We start from the raw sequence: 24,027 nt of genomic DNA on the forward strand, positions 1-24,027 counted from the left end.
GGCTGGATGCTGCGCATCGTCCTGGAATGACAGCGGGGCTACTTCTTCACCGTCTTCGCCGGTGCCTTCGGTGGCGCGACCGGCGTCTTCTTCACCGGTTTCAGCGCGTCGGCGTCGGCGGCGGTGTTGAGATCGTCGATGAATTTTTTGACGCGCGCGGCGTTGCTGCCGAGATCACTGTCGAAATAGCGCGACGCCGAGCGGATATCGACGCGGGAATCGTCACCATCGGGCACGACCCGGATCGAGATGTCCTCGCGGAACCCCATGATCGGCGTCCGTGCCACCGCCTCGATGCGGCCGATACGGCGCGGTGGCTGCGGCTCGCGCTCGTCGATGACGAGCCATTTGCGCTTGATGACGAGCTGGCGCGCGATCGCATAGGCCCGATCGACCGGGATCTCCAGCTCGATCGGCTCGATGTCCGGGTAGAACTGGCGCTGCTGCTCGGCCGAATAGAGGCCGGCATAGACCGCGGTGTTGGTGCCATCGCCGGTGCGCAGGTGCGCGAGCGCGTCGAAGCGCGGCGGGTCGATCGGGTTGGTGGTGATGTCGTAGATCGGCGGCAGCTTGCGGTATTGCAGGGCGAGATAAGCGGGATAAGCGAGGATCGCGCCGTTGATGAGGAAGGCGAGCAGGATGCGCCCCATGCCGCGCGAGCCGTTCTGCCAGATCGCGGCAAAGCCCGCGAGCCCAAACAGGATCGAGAGGCCGGCGATCGCGAGCCCGCCGAAGAACGTCATCAGCGCCGGTTTCATCTCCAGGAAGTCGAAGCGGACGATGATGATCGAGACCACCACCGCCACCACCGCGAACACGGCCAGATTACGCGCCCAGCTCGCGAGGCTGGACACGGGCTCCGACTGATAGGGAGCGGAAAACCTGCGGGCCATCGGGTGAAGCTCTGCCGGGGTTTTGGGCGATGTCGGCCGATTTGGCGCGACGATGGGCCGTTGAGACCACGGCCCGGGGGCAAATTCAAGGGTTCCGCATGCGCCCAGACCGTCATGCCCGGGCATAGCCGTCCGAAGGACGGCGTCGCTTCCACTCGCCTATGCCCGGGCATCCACGTTCTCCGTGCCGCGGGGCAAGGCGTGGATGGCCGGGACAGGCCCGGCCATGTCGTTATGGAGGCTTCAATGCGTCGAGCGCTCACGCCCTCCAGGGGAGGGCGGTACCGAGGGTTACGCCGCCGCGTTCGGGAAACGGTAATCCTTGAACTGGTCGCGTAGTGCGGTCTTCAGGATCTTGCCGGTCGCGGTGTGCGGAATGCCTTCGACGAAGGCGACGTCGTCGGGCATCCACCATTTGGCGATCTTGCCGTCCATGAACTTCAGGATGTCCTCGCGGCTGGCCTGCTGGCCCTGCTTGAGCTGCACGATCAGCAGCGGCCGCTCGTCCCATTTGGGATGATAGATGCCGATGACGGCGGCCTCCGCCACGGCGGGATGGCCGACCGCGAGGTTTTCGAGGTCGATCGAGGAGATCCACTCGCCGCCGGACTTGATCACGTCCTTGGAGCGGTCGGTGATCCGCATGTAGCCGGCCTCGTCGATGGTCGCGACGTCACCGGTGTCGAAGAAGCCTTCCTCGTCGAGGATGTTGCTGTCGACACGGTAATAGGCCTTGGCAACGGCGGGGCCGGAGACCTTGAGACGGCCGAAGGTCTTGCCGTCCCAGGGCAGCTCCTTGCCGGCATCGTCGGTGATCTTCATCTCCACCGCAAAGGGCGCATAGCCCTGCATCTGAAGCACGTCGAGCCGCGCCTCACCGGTCGCATTCTGGAACGGCGGCTTCAGCGCCGCGACGCTGCCGATCGGGCTCATCTCGGTCATGCCCCAGGCGTGGCGCACGTTCGAGCCCATGTCGAGGAAGGCCTTGATCATCGAGCGCGGCATCGCCGAGCCGCCGCAGATCACCATCTTCAAAGCCGGCAGCTTCAGATTGTTGGCGGCCATGTGCTGCAGCAGCATCAGCCACACCGTGGGCACGCCCGCCGTGTGCGTCACCTTCTCGGTCGAGAGCAGCTCGTAGACGGAGGCGCCGTCGAGCTTGGCGCCGGGCATGACCAGCTTGGTGCCTTGCGAGGGGGCCGAGAAGGCGATGCCCCAGCTATTGGCATGGAACAGCGGCACCACCGGCAGCATTGTCTCGGACGCGCTGGTGCCGAGCGCATCGACATTGTTCGCCATCAGCGCGTGCAGCACGTTGGAGCGATGCGAATACAGGACACCCTTCGGATCGCCCGTGGTGCCGGATGTGTAGCACATCGCGGCGGCCGTGTTCTCGTCAAAGTCCTTCCATTCGAACTTGCCGTCGGCCTCCGCGATCCAGTCCTCGTAGGCGACCACGTTCTTCAGCGTGGTCTCAGGCAGATGCGCCTTGTCGGTGAGCACGACGTAGCGTTCCACGCTTGGCAGCTTGTCGGCGATCTTCTCCAGGACCGGAACGAAGGTGAGGTCGGTCATCACGATGCGGTCCTGCGCATGGTTGATGATCCAGGCGATCTGCTCGGGGAAAAGGCGGGGATTGACGGTATGGCAGATGGCGCCGATCCCCATGATGCCGTACCAGACCTCGAGATGGCGCCAGGTGTTCCAGGCGATCGTTGCGACACGGTCGCCGAGCTTGATGCCGTCTCGCTCCAGCACCTGCGAGACCTTGAGCGCCCGCTTGTGGATTTCGCCGTAGGTGGTGCGATGGATCGGTCCCTCGACCGATCGCGTAACGACCTCCTGCTTGCCATGAATCTTGGCGGCGTGTTCGATGATCCGGTGGCAGAGCAGGGGCCAATCTTGCATCAAACCAAGCATTCAGACATTCCTCCGAGGTGGGCTGGACTTTTTATAGCTCTCAGCGCTGGGCCAAAGAATTGTCATGAGTTTTAGCCTGCCGGACTTTCGCCGCAAATGGTCTTGTCGCGGCTATATGTCCGCAGGCGCGGCAATGGTTACCGCTGCGCTCGGGCTGTCGCTTGTGCTGGCGGAGCGGGCAGAAGCGCGAAAATATGCTACGCCGCTGGATATCTTCGGTCTTGGTACACCACGGCCGCGCGCGAAGGTGCACTCCGCCAGGATACCGCTACCAAAGCCCCGCCCGGAGGAGGCCCCCCAAGCAACGGACGAGGCCGCGCCGGAGGCAGAGGGGAAGCCTTCCGCAGACAAGCCGAGCGCGACCAAGCCCGTCGAGGCCGCGCCGCCGCCCGAGAAGCAGCTCTCGGTCTGCCGGCTCGCCTTGACCGAGGAGATCGCCGTCGCGCCGTCCATTCCCGATATTCGCGGCCCCGGCGCCTGCGGCGGCGAGGATCTGGTGCGGCTGGAGGCGATCGTGCTGCCGGACAAGCGCAAGGTGGCGGTCAAGCCGGCGGCGATCCTCCGCTGCACCATGGCCTCCGCGATCGCCGATTGGGTGCGCAAGGACATGGTGCCGCTGGCGGCGAGCCTCGGCTCGACCATCAGCGATCTCGACAATTTCGACAGTTTCGAATGCCGAGGCCGTAACCGCATCGCCGGCGCGATGCTGTCCGAGCACGGCAAGGCCAACGCGCTCGACGTCCGCGCCATCAAGCTCGCCAACGGGCGGTCGATCGGCCTGACCGACCGCGGCATGCCGCGCGATGTGCGCGAGCGCGTGCTGCATTCAGTCTGCGCGCGCTTTTCCACCGTGCTCGGTCCGGGCTCGGACTGGTATCACGAGGACCACATCCATCTCGACCTGGCGCAGCGGCGCAACGACTACCGGATCTGTCAGTGGAACGTCTGGGATCCCCTGCCGCAGGTCGCCCCGTTGCTGCCGGCGGGACGGCCCGAGGAGGCGCCGCCGCGCGAGGTCGCGGCCAGGCCTGAGGCCAAGGATGGGGCCAAGGACGGAGCTGATGACGAGCCGGCGCAGAAATCCCCTGCGCCGGCGGACAAGTCGGCCGCCGATGGCACCAAAGCCGAGCCGCACAAGCCGGCAACAAAAAAGCGCCGGTAAAACCGGCGCTTTTGAATGTCCGAGAGCAGGAGGCGATCAGTAGCTGCCCGCCTGGCCCGTCTGGCTGCCGCCGAGCGCGAGGCGCGAATTGTAGGGCGAGTCGCCATGCTTCGGCTCGAGCACCACGACGATGGTGCCGACCTTGACGCGGCCATAGAGGTCGATCGCGTCTTCGTTGGTTAGGCGGATGCAGCCCGACGAGATCGAGGCGCCGATATATTCCGGCTGGTTGGTGCCGTGAATGCGGAACAGCGTGTCCTTGCCGCCGGAGTAGAGATACATCGCGCGGGAGCCCATCGGATTGTCCGGACCCGGTGCAACGTAGGTCGGCACGCCCAGTCGCGAAATCTCGCCCGGGGTCGGATGCCAGGCCGGCCACTCGGTCATGCTGCCAACCTTGGCAATGCCCGACCAGGCCATGGCTTCTTCGCCGACGGTGATGCCGTAGCGGATCGCCTTGCCGCCATCCATGACCCAGTAGAGGTAATGGTTGTCGGAATCGACCACGATCGAGCCCGGCGATTCCTTGCGGTGGTAATCGACGATGGCGCGGCGGAACGGCTCGGCGACGGGGGTGTTCTCGTACCGGACCTTGGCGAGGAGTTCCTTGTCCTTCGGCTTGAAGGCCTTGGTGTCGGTCGCTTCAAAATGTGTGGCCTGCATGCAGCCCGACAGCATCAGGCCAGCGGCCAAAATACCCAGCATAACTTTCAGCGACGACATGATTTGATTCCAATCGACAACAACTAGCTTTCGCGGGGCTTGAGACGCGCCCAAACCACGACTCCGTTGGGCCCTATTATCGTTGAAATCTGCCACAATTCCAGCGTTTCGGACCTTTTCCCGCGCTGCAAGAGCCGAGCTGTGGCTTTTTTGCCGCAAGTTTTGCGCTCCTGTGCTGGTTTTTAGGCAAAGCACGCCCGACTGTCGATTCCGTGCCACGGTTGGGCCACGGCGCCGCCACAAATGCAAACGCTCCGTTAATGTGCTTGTCATCATGAACTTGTCAGAATCGCGCTAAGGGCTGTCAGTCTGTCGCAGGCCCCTGCTGGAGTTGTGCATGTTTTCTGTGTTCGTTCCCTCCGACTCCTCCCTCAAGAAAGCGGTTGTCGAAGACCTCGCGGCGGTTCCGGAGCATGCGGTGTGGATCGACCTGGTCAACCCGACCGCGGCTGAGGACAAGGCGGTGGAGCGGCTCTCCGGTATTGCGATCCCGACCCGGGAGGACATGCAGGAGATCGAGATCTCCAGCCGGCTCTATATCGAGAACAGCGCGCGCTACATGACGGCGACGCTGATGTGCCAGTCCGACACCGACATGCCCCGGACCACGGCTGTGACTTTCATTCTCGGCGATCATCGCCTGGTGACGGTGCGCTACGACCAGCCCAAGCCGTTTGCGCTGGTCGAGGCCAAGCTGGCCCGGTCCTGCACGCCCGCGATCACCGGCGAGATGGTGCTGATGGAACTGCTGGACGCCGTGATCGACCGCTGCGCCGACATCCTGGAGCGCTGCGGCGCCGAGATCGACCAGGTCTCGCACGACATCTTCGAGCCGGAGAGCGAGCGCCACGGCCACGCCAAGCAATATTCCCAGATCCTGATCTCGATCGGCCGCAAGGGCGATCTGACCTCGAAGGTTCGCGAAAGCCTGGTGTCGATCGGCCGCGTCGTCACCTTCCTCTCCGCGGTGGTGGAGGGCGTGAAATGGTCGAAGGACATGCGCGAGCAGCTCAAGACCATGCAGCGCGACGTCGCCTCGCTGACCGACCACGCCTCCTATCTCTCCAGCAAGATCACCTTCGTGCTCGACGCCATGCTCGGCGTCGTCAATCTCGAGCAGAACAACATCATCAAGCTGTTTTCGGTCATGGCCGTTGTCCTGATGCCGCCGACGCTGATCGCCTCGATCTACGGCATGAATTTCAAGGCGATGCCGGAACTCGAATGGGTCCACGGCTATCCGATGGCGCTGGTGATGATGCTCGCCGCCGCGATCGTCCCGTACTGGCTCTTCAAGTGGAAGAAGTGGCTTTGATACCTACCGAGACCTTACGCCGTTCAACGAGACACGGTGGTTGGTGTCGCAGAATAGAGCGGGATTGAGGCCGCGCCGTGATGTGTGCCCGCCGCCCCAATTCCTCCGGTAAAATTTGAGCGGTGGGCTGAACGTTTGCGCGAAACTTGTCTGCGATAAGCAGCATGTTAGCCGCGAGGAACAGCCATGGTTGAAAAACACATAACGTCGCCCCGCAACGTCATCGATCTGGCGAATTATCGTCAGGTCCTGGCGAGCGGCAAGGCGTTGTCGATGTCGGCGCGCATGTGCCGGCACTGTGGTGCTCCGCTGCTCGACGGTGAGAACGACGACGACTGCTCGACTGCGTTCAGCACGGCCGCTCCGCGGCTGCGCGATCGGTCGCGTCGGATTCGAGTCGATTGAGGAACGGAAGGGTAAAGGCGATCCAGGTCCTGCGGCGGCGTTGTCTGGATCGCCTTGCTTCCCGCCCTTCGAGCGGGAAAATCATCTAGCGCTTCACGATCTGGGCCGTCGAGACGACGGTCTCGGCGATGGCGCCGTCGCGACTGAAGGGAGCGAGATGCTGCCCGACGTCGCGCAGCATCGCGTCGGCATTTTCGCCAAGCGCTTCCGGCGATGACGACGAGTAGGTGAGGGTGCGGCGTGTCAGGTCCTGCACACTGATTGTGTGGCTGGTCTCAACCGTGACGAGCTCGGTGGGCTGAAAGGCGCTGCCGCGAAAGAACGCCGGCAAGTCGCGATGGGTGCGCGTGCCCATGCCTGCCTCCTCCCAGAGCTTGGCCGGTGACCAGCGGCGGCGGACGTCGTTGTAGCCATCGAGCCACGGGTTGCTGCCGTCGGTGGCCGAGAACGAGGCGCAGATCAGAATTGCCCCATCGCGCGCGACCAGTCGATCGAGCCGCGCAAGCGTCGGCTCACGATCCATCCAATGCAGCGCGCGGCCGATGGTCGCGACGTCGAATGCGCCGATGTCGGGGCTAAGCGTCTCGACCTTGCCTTCGATCAGCGTGAGTGCGTGGCCTGCGCTCGCAGCCGCGCGTCGCGCCGCATCGAGCATGGCAGGTTCAGGGTCGACGCCGACGATGCGGCCGACATAGGGGCCGAAGCCGAGCGCCAGGAGTCCGGGTCCGGTGCCGAGGTCTATCAGGCTGCTCTGTTTGGTAAGACCAAGCTTATGCGCGACGCTGCGAAAGAATTCGCTCGGGTAGGGCGGCCGCAAATGCTCGTAGAGTGACGCAGTGCTCGCGAACCGGCCCATGCTTCGCCTGCCTGGCCTTACACGTGCTGGCCGCCGTTGATGTGGATCTCGGCGCCGTTGACGTAAGAGCTGGTGTCCGTGCACAGCACGTAGATGATCTTGGCGACCTCGTCGGGCGTGCCGAGCCGGTGCATCGGGATCTGCTGGTCGACGATCTTCTCGGTGCCCGGCGACAGGATCGAGGTGTCGATCTCGCCCGGCGCGATAGCGTTGACGCGGACGCCGACGCGGCCGAAATCGGAGGCCATTTCGCGCGTCAGGGATGCAAGCGCGGCTTTCGATGTGGCATAGGCGGCGCCCGCAAAGGGGTGCACGCGCGAGCCCGCGATCGAGGTGACGTTCACGACCGAGCCCCTGGCCGCCTTCAACTCCTCGATCAATCCCCGCGCGATCATGATCGGCGCAAAGAAATTGACGTGGAAGACGTGCGTCCAGGTGTCGAGGTCGGTGTCGACCGAGCCAAGCCGCGAGCCGCCCGGACCCTTCGGCGAGATCGCGGCGTTGTTGACGAGCGCATGCAGCATGCCGCCTTCGAGCCGGTTGCGGATGTCGGTGATCGCGCGCGCGGTGTCCAGGGGGTTGCCGAGGTCGACCTGGATGTGGTCCTCGGGGCCGGCGTCCCACGGACAGTCCTCGGGGAAGGGATGCCGCGAGCAGGTGATGACGCGCCAGCCCGCCGACGAGAACCGGATCACGGTGGCGTGGCCGATGCCGCGGCTCGCTCCGGTCAGGAGCAGCGTGCGGCGCGGCGCATTGGACGAATGCGGCATGGACATCTTTCAGGTCGGCCTAAGCTCAGGGATACATCCGCGTCTTGGACCATGGCTGGCCGGCCGCGTCACGGCGAAATTCGATACGGTCGTGCAGGCGGAACGGGCGGTCGTGCCAGAACTCGATACGCGAGGGCGTGATGCGCCAGCCGCTCCAGCCCGGCGGCCGCGGCACCTCGCCGATGATGTGCTTGGCCGCGACCTTTGCGATGGCCTGTTCGAAGGCGAAGCGGCTTTCCAGCGCCTCGGACTGCTTGCTCGCCCAGGCGCCGATCTGCGCCTGCTTGGGACGGGTGGCGAAGTAAGCGTCTGCCTCGGCGTCGGTCACTGGCGTCACGTTGCCGCGGATGCGGACCTGACGGCGCAGCGACTTCCAGTGAAAAAGTAACGCCGCCTTAGGATTTGCGGCGAGTTCGCGGCCCTTCTGGCTCGCGATGTGGCTGTAGAAGACGAAACCGTCGGCATCGAAGCCCTTCATCAGCACCATGCGCACGTCTGGCAGCCCGTCGGGGTCGACGGTTGCGAGCGCCATGGCGTTCGGATCGTTCGGCTCGCTCTTGATCGCCTCGTTCAGCCAGGCCTCGAACAGCGCAAACGGTTCGTCGGCGGCGGTGAAATCACCGGATGTTAAGGGTGTCTGGTGTTTCATCGAGGTCGTGTCGGTCATGTCCGGAGTCCGAATTGCGTCCCGCGGCCCAAAACGCGTTGTTGTCCGCTACCGCCCTATATAGGGCATGGGGACGCGTTGGCCTATCGGCGATCCGGCCGTCCGGCTTTGTCATGACAATGATTCTGATCGGGCTCGGCTCCGGCGGCTGCAGCTTTTCCCGCAACGACACCAGTGCCTACGCCAAGGCCGACGACAGCGACCTGACCGGCTCGATCGCGCGGCCGGCAAAGGACGCCCCGCCGACCGACACCGATCTTGCCTTCGCCCGTAACGCCGCCTCCGACGTCCTGAGCAAGGGCGACAAGGATTCCAGCCAGCACTGGGAGAATCCGGAAACCGGAGCGCGTGGCTCGGTGACGCCGATCGCGCAGTCCTACGCCGCCGAGGACGGCCGCAAGTGCCGGGACTTCCTGGCGAGCTACGTCAATGGCAGCACCGAAAGCTGGCTCCAGGGCGCCGGCTGCCAAAGCAGCCGTGGCCGTTGGGAGATTCATACGCTAAAGCCGTGGCGGAGCTAGGAATCGGCTCTGCGGCTAGTTGCAAAAATGCCACTCGCCTCCCACATGACCAGCAGATGGGGCGGGGAGCCCTTTGAACAATTCGATTTCTCTTGAAGGAGACGTGACGGATGCGCGACCCCTATGAGGTCTTGGGGGTGCCGCGGAGCGCCAACGCTGCCGCGATCAAGAGCGCCTATCGCAAGCTTGCCAAGAAGCACCATCCCGACAGCAACAAGGATGACCCCAAGGCCGCCGAGCGCTTCTCCGAGATCAATTCGGCGAACGAGATCATCGGCGACGAGGACAAGCGCAAGCAGTTCGACCGCGGCGAGATCGACGCCGACGGCAAGCCGCGCTTCCAGGGTTTTCCGGGCGGCGGCGGGCCGCGCGGCCGTGCGGGTCCCGGCGGGTTCGAAAGCTATACGTTCCGCAGTGGCGGCGCGGGCCCGGGCCAGGGCGGCGGCGCGTTCGAGGACATCCTCAACAGCATGTTCGGCGGGACGCGTGGTGCGCGGCCCGGGGCCGGCGGCGCCGGGCAGTTCGAATTCGACACCGGCGGGATCGGCCTCGATCTCGACGTCAATGTCGCGATGTCAGTCTCGCTGGAAGAATCGGTCAAGGGTGGCGAGAAGCGCGTCCGGTTGCCGACGGGCAAGGAGCTCAACGTCAAGATTCCGGCCGGCGTCACCGAGGGCCAGCAGATCCGGTTGCGGGGGCAGGGCGAGAGCGCTCAGGGCCATCCGCCGGGCGATCTCCTGATCACGATCAGCATCGCGCCGCACCCGTACTTCAAGATCGAGGGCGCCGACCTCAGGATCGACCTGCCGGTCACGCTCTACGAGGCGGTGCTCGGCGGCAAGGTCCGCGTGCCGACCCTCGGCAATGCCGTGGAACTGTCGGTCCCGAAAAACACCTCCAGCGGCCGGACCTTCCGCCTCAAGGGCAAGGGATTGCCAAAAGCCGGCGGAACCGGGGATCTCTTCGTTACCATCAGGATTATGCTACCGGACGGGAACGACGCCGAGCTTGAGGCATTGATGGAGAAGTGGCGGGACCAACACCCCTACAATCCACGTAGCGGGCTTGGCTAAGGCATGATCCGGACCCGGGGGGCCGCGTGAGCGCGAGGCGTTCATTTGGCGTTCAGCGGCTTTCCGAAAAGATCATGCGCAGAGAAAACTGCTGAAGCGTGAGCCATCGCGCTTTAGGGCGAAGTCGCAACTGAAGGGGGTTCTCCCAGAAGTCCAGAGCATCTCTCGACAGATGATGCTCGTCATATGCCTGAGGCGTGAGAGCGCCTCTCGGCCCATGTGGTTCGACGTGTCGGCTGTCCGGCGGGGCAGTCGATAATAGGTGCGGCCTCGAGAGGGGGACCAGCGCGGTACCAAAAACCCCAATCGAGGCCGCCCGCGTCGATCGGCGGATCGAACGCTACTCATTTTCTCGTGAGCATCCGGTGCGATAATGAGACGCACCCATGTCTTGATTCCAAATTTTCAATGTCGGAATCGAGGCACCGCCTTCAAGCGGTTGCTCAGGTACCGTTTTTCTCGGCTTGGTCGTAGACCGCCTGCGCGACCTTGGTCAGGCGATCGCGATCGCTGCCGCCGCTGACGACGTAGCCGACGCCGCGCTCGGCCCAGAACAGTGCGCCGTCCTTGTCGGCTTTGGCGTAGCGCATCTGAGTCGCGCCGGTCTCGGTCTTGGCGGTGTAGATCGTGTACCGCTCGCCCGAGGCGCCCTCATACATCAGGAACGACGCCGGACCGTTCGGCCCCGGCAAGAGCCGGCCGCCGACGAGCTTCAACCCGCTCGCCTCCAGGTTCGGCGCGAACACGGTCCAGCCGCAGCGCCTGGTCAGCCAGGCCTGGAGATGGTCTCGCTCGTTGCCGCCGACCTCGACCGGGTGGCGAACCTCGACGACATAGAGGCGGTGGGCGTCGAGCGCGTCCGCTGTAAAGCTCTGGAAGGTCGAGGGGGCGTTGGCGGCGCCGTGCGCCACCCAGCCGGCGGTGCCGCCGGCCACGAAGGCGACCAGCACAGCCGCCGCGGCGCCATAGAACCATTGCCGGGGACGGCGCTCCAGCCGCTCGAGCTCCAGCCGGGCCGGCACCGGCTCCTGGACGACAGAGTCGTAACGCGCGTGCAGCATCTCGGCCATGGCGCGCCAGGACTGCACGCGTCCGGCATCGTCAGGGTGTGCGGCAAGCCAGGCCTCGACGTCGGCGCGGCGCTCGGCCGGCAGCTCGCCGTCGACATAGGCGTGCAGCTCGTCTTCGGTAATGGGAATATTATGGTCGTTCATATCGATCGTCTCTGGCTCTGCGGCCCAAAATGTCTTTCGCGGTTCAACTGCGCTGCTTCCCGCTCCATGCAGGCGAAGCGACCCGCGCGATGCATCAACACTGCCATCACTTCACCCGCTTGAGCGCCGGGCGCTCACCTTCCAGCGATGCTTTAACGTGGGCTCTCGCCCGCGCCAGGCGCGACATCACGGTGCCGATCGGCACGCCCTGGATGTCGGCGACCTCGCGGTAGCTCATGCCCTCCAGCATCACCAGCAGAAGCACCGAGCGCTGCTCCTCGACCAGCGTCGCCAGCGCCTTCTCGATGTCGCGCCCTTCGGCCTCGGTCCCGCTGGCATCCGGATTGTTCTCCGTCAGCTGCGTGAATTGCGGGCGCCTTGCCAGCGAGCGCCGCCGGTTCTTGTTGAGGTTGGTCAGGATCGTATAGAGCCAGCTCCTGACATCGCCTCCGAGGAACAGGCGCTCCGAACGCAGCGCCCGCACCAGCGTATCCTGCACCAGGTCGTCGGCCGCATCCGCATCGCGCGTGAGCGCGCGGGCGTAGCGGCGCAACGCCGGGATCATGGCTTCCACACTCTGGCGAAACGCACTCATGCCGTCTTGACGTCCTGGTGTCCGGCGCGAGCGCCTCAATCATCATAACACCCGAACGGAACGGCTATTCCGGCGCTTGAAACAGCGTTAACGCCGCGTATTAGGACTGTACCGCGAAGGAGGGCTGGTGTACCTCCAGACCTCAACGAGAGCTCGACGGGACGCTCAAAAATGTCGCAGGATTCAGGTCTGATACAGGGACTGATGCAAGGCAAGCGCGGGGTGATCCTCGGCCTTGCCAACAACCGCTCGATCGCCTGGGGCATCGCCAAGGCATGCCACGCAGCCGGCGCCGAGCTTGCCTTCACCTATCAGGGCGATGCGCTCAAGAAGCGCGTCGAGCCGCTCGCCGCCGAGATCGGCGGTCTCGTGCTCGGCCATTGCGACGTCACCGATGCTGCCACCATCGACGCCGCCTTCGCAGTGCTGAAGGAGAAGTGGGGCAAGATCGACTTCCTGGTGCACGCGATCGCCTATGGCGAGCAGCTTGATGGCCGCTACGTCGACACCACGCCGGAGAATTTCTCCAAGTCGATGCTGATCTCCTGCTACTCGTTCACCGCCGTGGCGCAGCGCGCCGAGAAGCTGATGACCGATGGCGGCTCGCTCATCACGCTCAGCTATTACGGCGCCGAGAAGTGGATGCCGCACTACAACGTGATGGGCGTGGCGAAGGCTGCGCTGGAGGCCAGCGTGCGCTATCTCGCGGCCGATCTCGGCGAGAAGAACATCCGCGTCAACGCGATCTCGGCCGGCCCGATCAAGACGCTCGCGGCATCCGGCATCGGCGACTTCCGCTATATCCTGAAGTGGAACGAGAACAACGCGCCAATGCGGCGCAACGTCTCGATCGAAGACGTCGGCGGCAGCGCGCTGTATTTCCTCTCCGATCTCGCGCGCGGCGTCACCGGCGAGGTGCATCACGTCGATTCCGGCTATCACGTGCTCGGCATGAAGCGCCCGGACGCGCCGGACATCTCGTTCGGCGGCAAGGACTAGCTTATAAATCTGGAATGCCCGTGCCCACGATCTATTATCTTCGCCACGGTGAGACCGAGTGGAACGCGCTCGGGAGGCTTCAGGGCACCAAGGACGTTCCGCTGAACGCGCGTGGACGCGGTCAGGCCGTGCAGGCCGGCGGCGTGCTGGCGGATCTTTTCAAGCGCGACGGCAAGGACAAGGCGGCGTTACCCTATGTGTCGAGCCCGCTCGGGCGTGCACGCCAGACCATGGAACTCGCGCGCGGCAAGCTCGAACTGCCGCAGGCCGACTACGCGCTCGACGATCGCCTGCGCGAGATCGGCTACGGCAGCTGGGAAGGGCTGACGCTGGCCGAGAGCGAGGCGGCCGATCCGGACGTCTACGCCCGGCGCCTCGCCGACAAATGGACGGTCGGCCCCGCGGACGGGGAGACCTACGCCGATGTGCAGGTCCGCGTGCGGGCCTGGTACGACGAGCTCCGGACCGATACCGTTGCGGTCGCCCATGGCGGGACTTGCCGGGCCCTGATGGTTTCGCTCGGCCTTGAGACGCCGGCCAGCGCCGCCGAGCTCTATATCGAGCAGGGCGCCGTCTACGTCTTCCGCGACGGGCGGCTGGAGAAGTTTAGTTAGGCCGGTTCGCCGTCATCCACGGTGGCTATGGGTTTGACCCCCGGCCCCCCGCGCGTTACCACACGCCGGACCCGACCCAGCGAGCAGCGATGTCCTTCAACACTTTCGGCCACATGTTCCGCGTCACCACCTTCGGCGAGAGCCATGGGGTAGCGATCGGTTGCGTGGTCGACGGCTGTCCGCCCATGATCCCGCTCACCGAGTCCGATATCCAGCAGGATCTCGACCGCCGCCGGCCCGGCCAATCGCGCTTCACCACCCAGCGCCAGGAGCCGGACCAGGTCAAAATCCTGTCCGGCGTGATGGCGCATCCGGAGACCGGCGTGCAGGTGACGACGGGCACCCCGATCGGCCTGCTGATCGAGAACACCGATCAGCGCTCGAAGGACTATTCCGAGATCAAGGACAAGTTTCGTCCCGGCCACGCCGACTTCACCTACGAGGCCAAATACGGCCTGCGCGACTATCGCGGTGGCGGCCGCTCCTCGGCGCGCGAGACGGCAATGCGCGTCGCTGCGGGTGCGATCGCGCGAAAGGTGCTGCCCGACGTCAAGGTCCGCGGCGCGCTGGTGCAAATCGGCCCGCACAAGATCGACCGCGACAAATGGGACTGGGACGAGATTGCGAAAAATCCGTTCTTCTGTCCGGACAAGGACAAGGCCGCGTTCTTCGAGACCTATCTCGACGGCATCCGCAAGAGCGGCTCGTCGATCGGCGCGGTGATCGAGGTCGTCGCCGAAGGCGTGCCGGCAGGCCTTGGTGCCCCGATCTACGCAAAACTCGATTCTGATCTCGCGGGCGCGATGATGACCATCAACGCGGTGAAGGGCGTCGAGATCGGCGCCGGCTTTGGCGCGGCGGAGCTCACCGGCGAAGAGAACGCCGACGAGATGCGCACAGGCAATGATGGCACGCGCTTCCTCTCCAACCATGCCGGCGGCGTTCTGGGCGGCATCTCCACCGGACAGCCGGTGGTGGTGCGCTTCGCGGTGAAGCCGACCTCGTCGATCCTCCAGCCGCGCCTCACTGTCGATCGCAAGGGCGCCGACACCGAGATCTTCACCAAGGGCCGCCACGACCCCTGCGTCGGCATCCGCGCCGTGCCCGTCGGCGAGGCGATGATGGCCTGCGTGCTCGCCGATCATTTCATTCGGGATCGCGGGCAGGTCGGCCGGTAGGGCATTCGTGTCGCGGTACTAGCCCACCGCGCAGCTTGACGTCCCCACAACTTCGTCCGCAAATGCGGACATGCAAAACTCCGAGATCCAGCGCATCACCAACTGGCTGATCGACGGTGCGAGGTCGTCCGGGACCCCTTCCGAGATGATCGCCGAGGTCTGCGAGCATCTGGTCGCGGCCGGCCTGCCGCTGTCGCGGTTCGGCATCTTCATTCGCACGCTGCATCCGGAAATCTTCGGCCGCAACTTCATCTGGCGGCAGGGCCAGAAGGTCGAGATCGGCACCGTCGATTTCGAGATCCTGGAGACGCCCGAGTTCGCCCGGAGCCCGCTCCGGATCGTGTTCGAGGAGGGGCTGGAGGTCCGGGGACGGATGGACGATCCGGACAGCAAGCGGTTTCCGTTCCTCGACGACATGCGCGCCGAAGGCGTGACCGACTACCTCGCGATGCCGATGCACTATCTCGACGGCTCGATCCATGCGACGAGCTGGGTCACGCGGCAGCCCGGCGGCTTCAGCGACGACGACATCGCGGCGATCCGGACCCTCGGGGCACCGCTTGCGCGCGTCAGCGAGATCATCAGCCTGCGCCGCACCGCCGAGATGCTGCTCGACACCTATGTCGGCAACCGTGCCGGCGCGCGCATCCTCGGCGGCCAGATCCGCCGCGGCCACAACGACACCATGCAGGCCGCGATCTGGCTCTCGGATCTGCGCGGGTTCACTGCGCTGTCGGACCGGCTGCCGGCCGAGACCGTGGTCGAGATCCTCAACCAGTATTTCGACTGCCAGGTCACCGCGATCCGGGGCCATGGCGGCGAGGTGCTGAAATTCATGGGCGACGGCCTGCTCGCGGTGTTCCCGATCGACGAATATGTCGGCGATGCCGCCCATGTCTGCACCCGCGTGCTGGAGGCCGCGCGCGAATCCCGCGCCAGCGTCGAGGCGCTCGCTTTCCCGGTCGGCGACATCGTCGAGCGCTTCCGCTTCGGCGTCGCGCTGCACGTCGGCAACATCCTCTACGGCAATATCGGCGGCGGCAACCGGCTCGACTTCACCTGCATCGGCCCCGCCGTCAATCTCGCGGCAAGGCTGGAGAAGATCACGGGCCGGCTGGGGCGGACCGTCGTGGTCTCGGAAGTCTTCGCGAACGCCTGCCGCCATGACTGGCGCGAGCTCGGCGAATTTCCGATCGCGGGATTTTCCAAGGCGCAGCGCGTGTATGGGCTTGCCGAAGAGACGCCGGTGGTGATGGCCTGAAAGTCGATGCATGATCCCGCATGTGAGACGATGGGTATGCTTGGCACTCTTCCTGTTTCTGGCAGCCTGCGGGTTCGTTCAGGACGACGCGATTGACGGTCCCTATCGTCTCGTCGCCGTCGACACGGATGACGACATGACGCTTTGCCGCTCCGTCGGCACGGATGGAACTTGCGTTGGCGACGGCCTCCCGGAGCCTACGGTCTTTCAGGCCGGCGCGAACGCCCAGTACATCGTGTTCGCTCGCCATCCATGGACATCGGGAAAGCGACCGGACCGCTCCGTCACGGAGTTTTACTACATCTCGCGAAAAGCAAACGAATGGGACGTTGCGGTGCGGGTTTTCGTGAGCGGCCCCTTCACTGAATCTGAATACCTGGAGGAGAAGCGGAGGCTGCAGCTTCCGGAGTTCAGCAAGGTCTTTGCCAGGTTGAAGTAGCTTGCGACCAGATCATCACAGCAGCCTCAGGCGTGGCTCGCGAGCAGCGAAGCCCTATTCCTCGGGCTCCGTCGTGAACAGCAGCGGATAGCCCTTGGCGCGGCCGGCGTCGGTGGCGCGGGTGGCCTTGGTTTCGGCGACGTCCCTGGTGAACACGGCGACCACGCAGGCGCCCAGCTTGTGCGCGGTGATCATGACCTTGTAGGCCTGATCCTCGGTCATGCGGAACTCGGCCTTGAGGATCATCGTGACGAATTCGCGTGGCGTGAAGTCGTCGTTGATCAGGATGACCTTGTGCAGCTTGGGCCGCTCGACCTTGGTCTTCGTCCTGGTTTTAGGCTTGGTAACGGTGTCGTTCATTCCGCCTCCCGGAAACGGCGGGCTCGGTTCAGCCGCGGTGCTCAGTGTGCGGTCCTCTCACCATATTGTAGGACCTGCACCTTCTCCAAGGTGATCAGGCCGCTCGACATCATGCCATCCAGGATGGGCAGGAATGCGTTGATGCTGTCCTCGCTGTCGACGATCTCGATCAGCAGCGGCAGGTCTTCCGACAGCCGTAGGATCTTCGAGGTGTGTAGCCGGCTCGACTTGCCGAACCCCATCGGGCCGCGCAGCACGGTGGCGCCCGCGAGATGCCGCTCGCGCGCCGTCATCACGATCGCTTCGTAAAGCGGCTTGCCGTCGAAATGGTCGCTCTCGCCGATGAAGATCCGGAGCGAAACAGCCTGATTGGGGATTTGCATGGTCAGCTCCTCGTCAAGCGGTTGTAGCGGCTTGCCATCATATGGCCGAGCCACACGGAGACCAGCCAGCAGATGACGGATGCCGCGATATAGGCGAGTGCCGTGTATTTCATGCCGCCGTGGAACAGGCGGAAGGTCTCCAGGCTGAAGGCCGAGAAGGTGGTGTAGCCGCCGCAAAACCCGGTCATGACGAATTGCCGGTGCTCGGGCCGCGCCAGCATGCGGCCGTCGGGGCCGGTCAGCGTTGCGTAGAAGCCGATGATGAGCGATCCCGTGGCATTGATGAACAGCGTCGCGACGGGGAAGCCCGGGCCGGTGTCGAGCACGAGGGAGACGAAGTAGCGCGCGAGGCCGCCAAGGACGCTGCCGAAGGAAACCCAGGCATAGAGCATCGTGCTGCGCCAGCGGTCGGTGGAGGAGGGAACGGTCATCCGCCTCTAGCCTCCAAGACCGTCAGCGAGGACAAAGCCGAAACTGACGGCGGCAAGGCAAAGCCCGACCGAGAGCGCGACATTGCCGAGCGCATGCATCGGCTCGCCGTTGCGCGCCAAGGTCAGCGTTTGCAGGCTGAACGAGGATACCGTGGTGTAGCAGCCGAGGAACCCGGTCACCGCGAACAGCCAGGGATTGGGGGAGGCGAAGATCGAGCCGGGATGGGTTGCCAGCGCGCCGAAAATGCCGATCAGGAAGGCGCCGGTGATGTTGATGGTCATGGTGCCCCAGGGAAAGGTCTCGCCCAGCCGCCGCGCGATCGCGCCCGAGACGAAATAGCGCGCGCAGCCGCCGAGAACGCTGCCGATCACGATTGCGATCACTCCGCTCAACACGACGAACGCCCCTCCATCATCATTTGTCCTCCGCTGCCAGACCATTGCCGACGGCGAGCAGCCCTGCGAGCGCGACCAGCGCGAAGCCGAGCCCGGCCAAAAACGTGCCTGCCGGACCGTAGGCATCCCACAGCGCGCCGGCGATCACGCTTGCTGCCAGCAAGGCCAGTCCGGTGAACAGGTTGAAATAGCCGAATGCGGTGCCGCGCAGGCTCGGCGGCGCGGCGTCGGCGACGAGGGCCGACAGCAGGCCTTGGGTCAATCCCATGTGCAGCCCCCACAGCACGACGCCGAGCGCGAGGCCCGCGAGGCTAGGCAGCAGCGCGAGCGCGAGGTCGGCGGCCGCGAGGAAGACGAGGCCGAGCGCGAGCAGGCCGGTCCGGTTGATCCGGTCCGACAGCACGCCGGCGGGATAGGCCGACAGCGCATAGACCACGTTCATCAGCACCAGCACCGCCGGCACCCACATCGCCGAGAGACCGATGTTCTGCGCGCGCAGGATCAAGAAGGCCTCGCTGAAACGCGCGAGCGTGAACACCACGCCGACCGAGACGACGCGCCAGTACACGGATCCGAGCTGCCGCATGGCGGAGGTGTTCAGCGGATTCTTCGTAGTCTCCCGGCTTGGGTCCGGCTCCGGCTCGCTCACCGCGAATGCGATCAGGCCGAAAGACAGGAAGGCCGGCAGCACCGCCACCCAGAAGACAAGGGCAAAATTATCTGCCGTCCACCACATCAGGCCGATCGCCACGAGCGGTCCGACGAATGCGCCGATGGTGTCGAGCGACTGCCGCAGGCCGAAGCTCGCGCCGCGCAGACCCGCAGGTGCGATATCGGCGATCAGCGCATCGCGCGGTGCGCCGCGAATACCCTTGCCGACGCGGTCGATGAAGCGCGCGGCAATCAGCCAACCGACGCTGGGGGCAAGCGGGAACAGCGGTTTTGTCAGCGCGGCTAGGCCGTAGCCGAGCGCCGCGAGGAGCTTGCGCCGGCCGAGCCAGTCGGACAATGCGCCGGAGAAGATCTTCGTGATCGAGGCGGTCGCCTCCGCAATGCCCTCGATGAAGCCGACCGTCAGCGTGGAGGCCCCGAGCACAGTGACGAGATAGACCGGCAGCAGCGCGTGGATCATCTCGGAGGAGACGTCCATCAGCATCGAGACGAAGCCGAGCACCCAGATCCCCCTGGGCAGCCCCGCACGCGCAGCATTCGGTGTCGTCGTCGTCACGCCCTGACCTTCGCCTTCAGGCAACAAAAAACCCGCCATCGGCGGGTTTGTCCATGCTCCCGCCAAAGGCCGAGGCTTTTGAGATTGCCCCTCCTCGAGCAGGAGTCATCAGCCCACTACGGTCACAGGCCGACGGGCGGTTGTCGGGGGACTCCATCCCCATCTGTACATCCAACCTAGCATGGAAATCGCACCGGACAAGTGGGCGGGGAACGTCTGTCTTCGGCTCGATGCTGCTGGACGCTCCGGAATGATGGCGTGAGCGATCGCGCATGTCCCCGTGGCGCAAGCGCGGCAACACGGCGGCAGCTTTGCGTGACGTGCGCATTCCCAACTCGCGAATTCCTAACTGGAATGTGAAGCGCAAGCGATCTTCGGACTTTGCGGCAAGGCGATTGCATGTCACCATCGCGTCATACGACGGGAGACTGCGATGCGCATGCTGTTCTCGATCGGGGCTGTGCTGGTGGCCGGCGTACTCGCCGGAGGGGATGTCGCGGGCATCGCGGCACCAGGGCCCAAATTTGAACCGAGCAAGAGTTCGCCACAACGGCTAGCGGCCGATCGGGACGCGCAGACGGTCGATGTCGAGCTGGTCCTCGCGGTCGACGTCTCCTACTCCATGGACATGGATGAACTCGCGATCCAGCGCGAAGGCTATGCGCAGGCGATCCAGTCGAAGGAATTCCTCCAGGCGCTGAAGCTCGGGCCGAATGGCCGGATCGCGGTGACTTACTTCGAATGGGCCGCTTCCAGCGATCAGAAGATCATCATCCCGTGGCGGCTGGTCGACGGACCGGAGACGGCGGACGCGGTCGCCGCCGAGATCTTGAAGACGCCGATCCGGCGCGCCTCGCGCACCTCGATCTCCGGGGCGATCACGTTCGCGATGCCGTTGTTCGACGAGGATCCCTATCGCGGCTTGCGCCGCGTGATCGACATTTCCGGTGACGGCCCCAACAACAATGGCGGCCCGGTCACGGCGGCGCGCGACGCCGCGCTCGAGAAGGGCATCGTCATCAACGGCCTGCCGATCATGGTCAAGGAGCCGTCCTATTCGACCATGGATATCGACAATCTCGACTACTATTACGAGGACTGCGTCATCGGCGGTCCCGGCTCCTTCGTCATCACGATCAAGGATCGCGACAAGTTCAAGGAAGCGATCCGCACCAAGCTCCTGATGGAGGTCGCGGGCCGCATGCCGGAGCGCCCCGTGAGGCGCGTTGCCGACAAGGAGCCACGGGTCAGCTGCTTGATCGGCGAGAAGATCTGGTCGGACCGCTGGGGGCGCTGATCCGCACCACCCCGAATGAGACCTTTTGCCCTGTCCCGCCCGCGGTCGAATTTAACCACGCGTTAACTGCTGCGTGGCCCTAATCGGCCTGCTTCCGGTTGTTTCCGGATAAAGTTCTGACTTCGCCGTCCGGCGCGCGAACAGAAGCGGGTCTGTCAGACAAATCCGCCGAGCAATCCAATGGCCATCGTCACATCGAGCACCAGCCAGATTTCGCCCGCCAACGAGCGGGTGTATCACCAGAGCAGTCTGGTGGGTGACTGGAAGGGCAATTGGGCAGGCAACAACCAGGCCGTCGGCTTCAAGGTCGTGAACATCCGCGGGGCCAGGGCCCAGATCGAGTACACCCATAACGGGCACACCGAGCGCGGTATCGGCGAGGTCAATGGTGCAACGATAAGCTACGGCAACGTCACGGTCGGCACCAAGGACGGCAAGAACCTGGTGCTCCTGTTCTCCTCGGGCGTTGGCAAGCAGAGCGCGACTTTGCAGAAACAGGCGCCGGCAGGTTCCGACAGCATCCTCATGGGAAGCTGGGGCGGCTATTCCGCCGACATCGGCAAGAGCGCGAGCTTTCGCGTGCTGGCCATCAACGGCAAGGAGGCGACGGTCAGCGTCACCACCGACGGTATCACCCGCCAGGGCACCGGCTACGTCTACAGGAACGTCATCATGTTCGGGCAGTCGCAGATATCGACCGACAACGGACAAAACGGCAAGATCATCTATCAGGTCGGCTCCAAATCCTTCACTGTGCCGGTGACGAAATATCCGCCTGCGGATTCGTCGTCCTCGGTGGACAGGACGGCCTGAACGTCAGCCTCCCTGGGCGGCCGGCGGCCCCCTCACCATTTCGGCGCCCGCTTCTCCACGAACGCCCTCAAACCCTCCTGCGCTTCGTCCGACGTCGCGACATTGCAGAAATCGTCCACTGCACTTGCGATGCTGCGCCGGTAGTCGAGATCGATCTGGCGCATGAAGGCGGCGCGGCCCATCCGCAGCACGGCGGCCGACTTGCCGGCGAATTGCGCCGCGAGCTTGATCACCTCGGCGTCGAGCTCGGCATCGGCAACGACGCGGTTCACCACGCCGAGCTCGCGCGCCTCCGCGGCGGTGAAGACGCGGCCGGTGAACAGCAGCTCGAAAGCGCGATGACGTCCGACGATGCGCGGCAGATGCGCGTAGTGGATCGCGGGAATGACGCCGACGTCGATCTCGGGATAGCCGAACGTCGCGCTCTCGGTTGCCAGCACCACGTCGCAGGACACCGCCATGGTCATGCCGCCGCCGCGCGCCGCGCCTCCGACCGCGGCGATCGATGGCTTTCCGAGCCCATACTGGGCGTCGTAAAGGTCGATATAGAGCGCCTGGAGGAATTCGCGGATCTCGGCGCCGGATTTCCCCAGCAGGATGTCGAGGTCGAGGCCGGCCGAAAAGCGCTTGGCGATCGCGCTCGCCAGCACGACAACGCGTGCTTCCGGATCGTTCGCCGCGCGACGCAGGGCCGCGACCACCGCACGGATGACTTCGAGGCTCAGTGCATTGACAGGCGGGCGGCGCAGCGTGATGCGGGCGATGTTGCCTGCGCGTTCGTAGGCGACTGGATTGTCAGATGTCACCGGGTTCTCCATGCTTTCGGGAAACGTGCGGCATCGATCGCGGTGGTGGCGCGGTTATTTCGCGTCGAGCGGCGGCAGCGGCGGGACGCTGTCGTTCGGCGCTTCCGCCTTGTTCGGCGACAGCTTACGGTGCGGCTTGGGCCGTGCAAGACCTCCAGCGCGCATGTTAGACTGCGTGCATGAGATTGCTTGCCGGATGGAGGGACCAATGACCGACGAACACCCGATGATGGCCGGCTCCGCCACCGTCTTCGTCGTGTCCGACATCACAGCCAGCCTCGCCTATTACCGCGATGTGCTCGGCTTCGAGGTCACCTTCGAATACGGTCAGCCTCCGTCCTACGCCTGCCTCTGCCGCGACGAGGTCGGCCTGCATCTGCTTGCGGCGGGGGTAACGAAGCGGTTGCCCGGGCACGGCGGCATCTGCATCTTCGTCAGGGACGTCGATCAGGTCTATGCCGAACTATCGGGACGCGGTGCCAGGCTGCTCAACCGGCCGGAGGACCGCGACTATCGTATGCGCGATTTCGACGTCGTCGACGCCGACGGCAATCAGCTCACGTTCGGTATGGGAACGGACGACGCGGCCTGACATCGCCGGCCGCGCGCGTCCGCCGTTGCATCAGATCCGGGCCTCCAGGATCAGGTTGAAGGGTGTTTCGGCGGCGCGGCGGAAGCGCGACAGGCCGCCTTCGCTGGCGACCTTGCGCAGCCTTGCCTCGCCGGCTTGAGCGCCGAGCGCGAGGCCGACCTCCTGATCGAGCGAGGCCGGCGTGCAGATCATGGTCGATGCCGCATAGTAGACCCGCCCGACAGGATTGAGATTGTCTTCGAGGCGGTCGCCTGCGAACGGCTCGACCAGCATGCAGGTGCCGTCCTTGGCCATGGTCTCGCGCACGTGGCTGATGGCGCCGACGGGATCGCCCATGTCGTGCAGGCAATCGAAGAAGCAGACGAGATCGTAGCCCTCGGCCGGATAGGTCTTCGCCGAGTGAACCGCGAAGCTGACACGATCGCCCAGCTTCGCCTCAGTGGCCGCCTTTCGTGCGGCCGCGATCGAGCCCTCGTGATAGTCGAAGCCGTAGAAGCGGGAGTTCGGGAAGGCCTCCGCCATCAGCCGGGTCGAGACGCCGTGCCCGCAGCCGACATCGGCGACCTTGGCGCCGCGCTTCAGCTTGTCTACGACGCCTTCGAGCGCGGGCAGCCACTCCTGCACCAGATGATGCATGTAGCCGGTGCGGAAGAACCGGGCGGTGCCGCAGAACAGGCACTCGCTGCGACGATTCCAGCCGACGCCCTTGCCGGACTTGAATGCGTCCGTAATTTTCGGCTCGTCGAGGAACGCCGCGGCAATGACATTGCCGACCGCGCCGAGGAAGACCGGGCTGTCCTCATCGGCGAGCGCCAACGCCTGCTCCGGCAGCATCGAGAACTTGCCGGAAGTGGAGTCGTATTCGACGTAACCAGAAGCCGCCTGGCTCGCCAGCCACTCGCGGACGTAGCGTTCGTTCGTTCCGGTGGCGCTTGCGAGTTCGGCAGAGTTCATGGGTCCCTTGGCGGCGAGGGCGCGGTAGAGGCCGAGCTTGTCGCCCAGCAGGACCAGCGATGCGTTCATCGCCGCACCGACCTCGGTGATCATCTTGCCCATAAAGGCATTCAACCTGTCGGAATCGACCTCCATGACAGCCTCCATGTTGTGTCTGGCATT

At 64.8% G+C, this 24,027-nt stretch carries 27 protein-coding genes and 1 riboswitch; of the genes, 12 read left to right on the plus strand and 15 right to left on the minus strand.

The features are described from left to right. Nucleotides 1–38: 38 nt before the first annotated feature. Nucleotides 39–893, minus strand: a complete 855-nt coding sequence (locus AB7245_RS11250; RefSeq protein WP_028148216.1) for a DUF1499 domain-containing protein — start codon at nt 891–893, stop codon at nt 39–41. 291 nt (nt 894–1,184) lie between these two features. Then, nucleotides 1,185–2,813 carry a fatty-acid--CoA ligase gene (locus AB7245_RS11255; RefSeq protein ID WP_063984935.1) on the minus strand — a complete coding sequence of 543 codons (1,629 nt, stop codon included), beginning with the start codon at nt 2,811–2,813 and terminating at the stop codon, nt 1,185–1,187. Nucleotides 2,814–2,877: 64 nt separating this feature from the next. Here AB7245_RS11255 and AB7245_RS11260 point away from each other — a divergent pair, with 64 nt between their 5' ends. Further along, on the plus strand, nt 2,878–3,975 hold the full coding sequence (locus AB7245_RS11260; protein WP_085401297.1) for an extensin family protein: 1,098 nt from the start codon (nt 2,878–2,880) through the stop codon (nt 3,973–3,975). A gap of 36 nt (nt 3,976–4,011) precedes the next feature. On the opposite strand, the gene AB7245_RS11265 is transcribed toward AB7245_RS11260, so the two are convergent. Continuing rightward, the gene (locus AB7245_RS11265; RefSeq protein WP_063984933.1) at nt 4,012–4,698 is read right to left on the minus strand and encodes a L,D-transpeptidase; all 687 of its coding nucleotides are present in this window, start codon (nt 4,696–4,698) and stop codon (nt 4,012–4,014) included. 337 nt (nt 4,699–5,035) lie between these two features. Here AB7245_RS11265 and AB7245_RS11270 point away from each other — a divergent pair, with 337 nt between their 5' ends. Next, nucleotides 5,036–6,013, plus strand: coding sequence for a magnesium transporter CorA family protein (locus AB7245_RS11270; RefSeq protein WP_085401296.1), 978 nt, complete (start codon nt 5,036–5,038; stop codon nt 6,011–6,013). A 490-nt stretch (nt 6,014–6,503) separates the two neighbouring features. Here the strand turns inward: AB7245_RS11270 and AB7245_RS11275 are convergent, their stop codons facing one another. The 3 genes from AB7245_RS11275 to pdxH are packed head-to-tail and all read right to left on the minus strand — an operon-like array spanning nt 6,504 to nt 8,711. Then, the gene (locus AB7245_RS11275; protein ID WP_085401294.1) at nt 6,504–7,274 is read right to left on the minus strand and encodes a class I SAM-dependent methyltransferase; all 771 of its coding nucleotides are present in this window, start codon (nt 7,272–7,274) and stop codon (nt 6,504–6,506) included. Nucleotides 7,275–7,291: 17 nt separating this feature from the next. Continuing rightward, nucleotides 7,292–8,044: an SDR family NAD(P)-dependent oxidoreductase gene (locus tag AB7245_RS11280; RefSeq protein WP_063984930.1), complete on the minus strand. Its 753-nt coding sequence runs from the start codon at nt 8,042–8,044 to the stop codon at nt 7,292–7,294. 25 nt (nt 8,045–8,069) lie between these two features. Next, nucleotides 8,070–8,711 (minus strand): pyridoxamine 5'-phosphate oxidase, encoded by a 642-nt coding sequence (gene pdxH, locus AB7245_RS11285; RefSeq protein ID WP_085401293.1) that lies wholly within the window; start codon nt 8,709–8,711, stop codon nt 8,070–8,072. A 113-nt stretch (nt 8,712–8,824) separates the two neighbouring features. On the opposite strand from pdxH, the gene AB7245_RS11290 reads away from it, so the two are divergent. Beyond that, a complete protein-coding gene (locus tag AB7245_RS11290) occupies nt 8,825–9,232 on the plus strand; it encodes an RT0821/Lpp0805 family surface protein (RefSeq protein WP_028158074.1) in 408 nt (135 codons plus the stop codon). 110 nt (nt 9,233–9,342) lie between these two features. After that, complete coding sequence (locus tag AB7245_RS11295; protein WP_085401292.1) at nt 9,343–10,305, plus strand: DnaJ C-terminal domain-containing protein; 963 nt, start codon at nt 9,343–9,345, stop codon at nt 10,303–10,305. 443 nt (nt 10,306–10,748) lie between these two features. Here the strand turns inward: AB7245_RS11295 and AB7245_RS11300 are convergent, their stop codons facing one another. Both AB7245_RS11300 and AB7245_RS11305 read right to left on the minus strand, forming a co-directional pair. Next, the gene (locus tag AB7245_RS11300; protein WP_085401291.1) at nt 10,749–11,519 is read right to left on the minus strand and encodes an anti-sigma factor family protein; all 771 of its coding nucleotides are present in this window, start codon (nt 11,517–11,519) and stop codon (nt 10,749–10,751) included. 106 nt (nt 11,520–11,625) lie between these two features. Further along, nucleotides 11,626–12,114: a sigma-70 family RNA polymerase sigma factor gene (locus tag AB7245_RS11305; RefSeq protein ID WP_014497222.1), complete on the minus strand. Its 489-nt coding sequence runs from the start codon at nt 12,112–12,114 to the stop codon at nt 11,626–11,628. Between the two features lie 171 nt (nt 12,115–12,285). Between AB7245_RS11305 and fabI the strand changes: the two genes are divergently transcribed. The 5 genes from fabI (at nt 12,286) to AB7245_RS11330 (ending at nt 16,605) form a co-directional block, all read left to right on the plus strand. Beyond that, the gene (gene fabI, locus AB7245_RS11310; protein WP_085401290.1) at nt 12,286–13,113 is read left to right on the plus strand and encodes an enoyl-ACP reductase FabI; all 828 of its coding nucleotides are present in this window, start codon (nt 12,286–12,288) and stop codon (nt 13,111–13,113) included. Nucleotides 13,114–13,127: 14 nt separating this feature from the next. Further along, nucleotides 13,128–13,727, plus strand: coding sequence for a histidine phosphatase family protein (locus AB7245_RS11315; protein ID WP_028148204.1), 600 nt, complete (start codon nt 13,128–13,130; stop codon nt 13,725–13,727). 89 nt (nt 13,728–13,816) lie between these two features. Continuing rightward, nucleotides 13,817–14,905 carry a chorismate synthase gene (gene aroC, locus AB7245_RS11320; protein WP_439034238.1) on the plus strand — a complete coding sequence of 363 codons (1,089 nt, stop codon included), beginning with the start codon at nt 13,817–13,819 and terminating at the stop codon, nt 14,903–14,905. 70 nt (nt 14,906–14,975) lie between these two features. Beyond that, nucleotides 14,976–16,166, plus strand: coding sequence for an adenylate/guanylate cyclase domain-containing protein (locus AB7245_RS11325; RefSeq protein ID WP_085401289.1), 1,191 nt, complete (start codon nt 14,976–14,978; stop codon nt 16,164–16,166). A 40-nt stretch (nt 16,167–16,206) separates the two neighbouring features. Continuing rightward, the gene (locus tag AB7245_RS11330; protein ID WP_085401288.1) at nt 16,207–16,605 is read left to right on the plus strand and encodes a hypothetical protein; all 399 of its coding nucleotides are present in this window, start codon (nt 16,207–16,209) and stop codon (nt 16,603–16,605) included. Between the two features lie 54 nt (nt 16,606–16,659). Here AB7245_RS11330 and clpS read toward each other — a convergent pair whose 3' ends face one another. The 5 genes from clpS to AB7245_RS11355 are packed head-to-tail and all read right to left on the minus strand — an operon-like array spanning nt 16,660 to nt 19,442. After that, the gene (gene clpS / locus AB7245_RS11335; RefSeq protein WP_014497217.1) at nt 16,660–16,965 is read right to left on the minus strand and encodes an ATP-dependent Clp protease adapter ClpS; all 306 of its coding nucleotides are present in this window, start codon (nt 16,963–16,965) and stop codon (nt 16,660–16,662) included. 41 nt (nt 16,966–17,006) lie between these two features. Then, complete coding sequence (locus tag AB7245_RS11340; protein WP_085401287.1) at nt 17,007–17,348, minus strand: DUF190 domain-containing protein; 342 nt, start codon at nt 17,346–17,348, stop codon at nt 17,007–17,009. A gap of 2 nt (nt 17,349–17,350) precedes the next feature. Then, complete coding sequence (crcB, locus tag AB7245_RS11345) at nt 17,351–17,779, minus strand: fluoride efflux transporter CrcB (RefSeq protein WP_085401286.1); 429 nt, start codon at nt 17,777–17,779, stop codon at nt 17,351–17,353. A gap of 6 nt (nt 17,780–17,785) precedes the next feature. Beyond that, nucleotides 17,786–18,220: a fluoride efflux transporter CrcB gene (crcB, locus tag AB7245_RS11350; protein ID WP_085401285.1), complete on the minus strand. Its 435-nt coding sequence runs from the start codon at nt 18,218–18,220 to the stop codon at nt 17,786–17,788. Continuing rightward, nucleotides 18,195–19,442, minus strand: a complete 1,248-nt coding sequence (locus AB7245_RS11355; RefSeq protein ID WP_244623381.1) for an MFS transporter — start codon at nt 19,440–19,442, stop codon at nt 18,195–18,197. The genes crcB (AB7245_RS11350) and AB7245_RS11355 overlap by 26 nt, the downstream gene beginning before the upstream one ends. A 53-nt stretch (nt 19,443–19,495) precedes the next feature. After that, nucleotides 19,496–19,573, minus strand: a riboswitch (Fluoride riboswitch). 263 nt (nt 19,574–19,836) lie between these two features. On the opposite strand from AB7245_RS11355, the gene AB7245_RS11360 reads away from it, so the two are divergent. Together AB7245_RS11360 and AB7245_RS11365 are read left to right on the plus strand one after the other, a co-directional pair. Beyond that, entirely contained in the window at nt 19,837–20,700 is an 864-nt protein-coding gene (locus tag AB7245_RS11360) for a DUF1194 domain-containing protein (protein ID WP_063984919.1), read from the plus strand. Between the two features lie 180 nt (nt 20,701–20,880). After that, on the plus strand, nt 20,881–21,513 hold the full coding sequence (locus AB7245_RS11365; RefSeq protein WP_071916058.1) for a hypothetical protein: 633 nt from the start codon (nt 20,881–20,883) through the stop codon (nt 21,511–21,513). A 32-nt stretch (nt 21,514–21,545) separates the two neighbouring features. Here the strand turns inward: AB7245_RS11365 and AB7245_RS11370 are convergent, their stop codons facing one another. Then, on the minus strand, nt 21,546–22,319 hold the full coding sequence (locus tag AB7245_RS11370) for an enoyl-CoA hydratase/isomerase family protein (RefSeq protein ID WP_085401329.1): 774 nt from the start codon (nt 22,317–22,319) through the stop codon (nt 21,546–21,548). A 208-nt stretch (nt 22,320–22,527) separates the two neighbouring features. Here AB7245_RS11370 and AB7245_RS11375 point away from each other — a divergent pair, with 208 nt between their 5' ends. Continuing rightward, nucleotides 22,528–22,911, plus strand: coding sequence for a bleomycin resistance protein (locus tag AB7245_RS11375; RefSeq protein ID WP_085401283.1), 384 nt, complete (start codon nt 22,528–22,530; stop codon nt 22,909–22,911). A gap of 30 nt (nt 22,912–22,941) precedes the next feature. Here AB7245_RS11375 and AB7245_RS11380 read toward each other — a convergent pair whose 3' ends face one another. Continuing rightward, the gene (locus AB7245_RS11380; RefSeq protein ID WP_085401328.1) at nt 22,942–24,000 is read right to left on the minus strand and encodes a class I SAM-dependent methyltransferase; all 1,059 of its coding nucleotides are present in this window, start codon (nt 23,998–24,000) and stop codon (nt 22,942–22,944) included. Between the last annotated feature and the right edge of the window lie 27 nt (nt 24,001–24,027).

Source organism: Bradyrhizobium sp. 604_D8_N2_3 (assembly GCF_051810765.1).
In the GTDB taxonomy this organism is placed as follows: domain Bacteria; phylum Pseudomonadota; class Alphaproteobacteria; order Rhizobiales; family Xanthobacteraceae; genus Bradyrhizobium; species Bradyrhizobium barranii.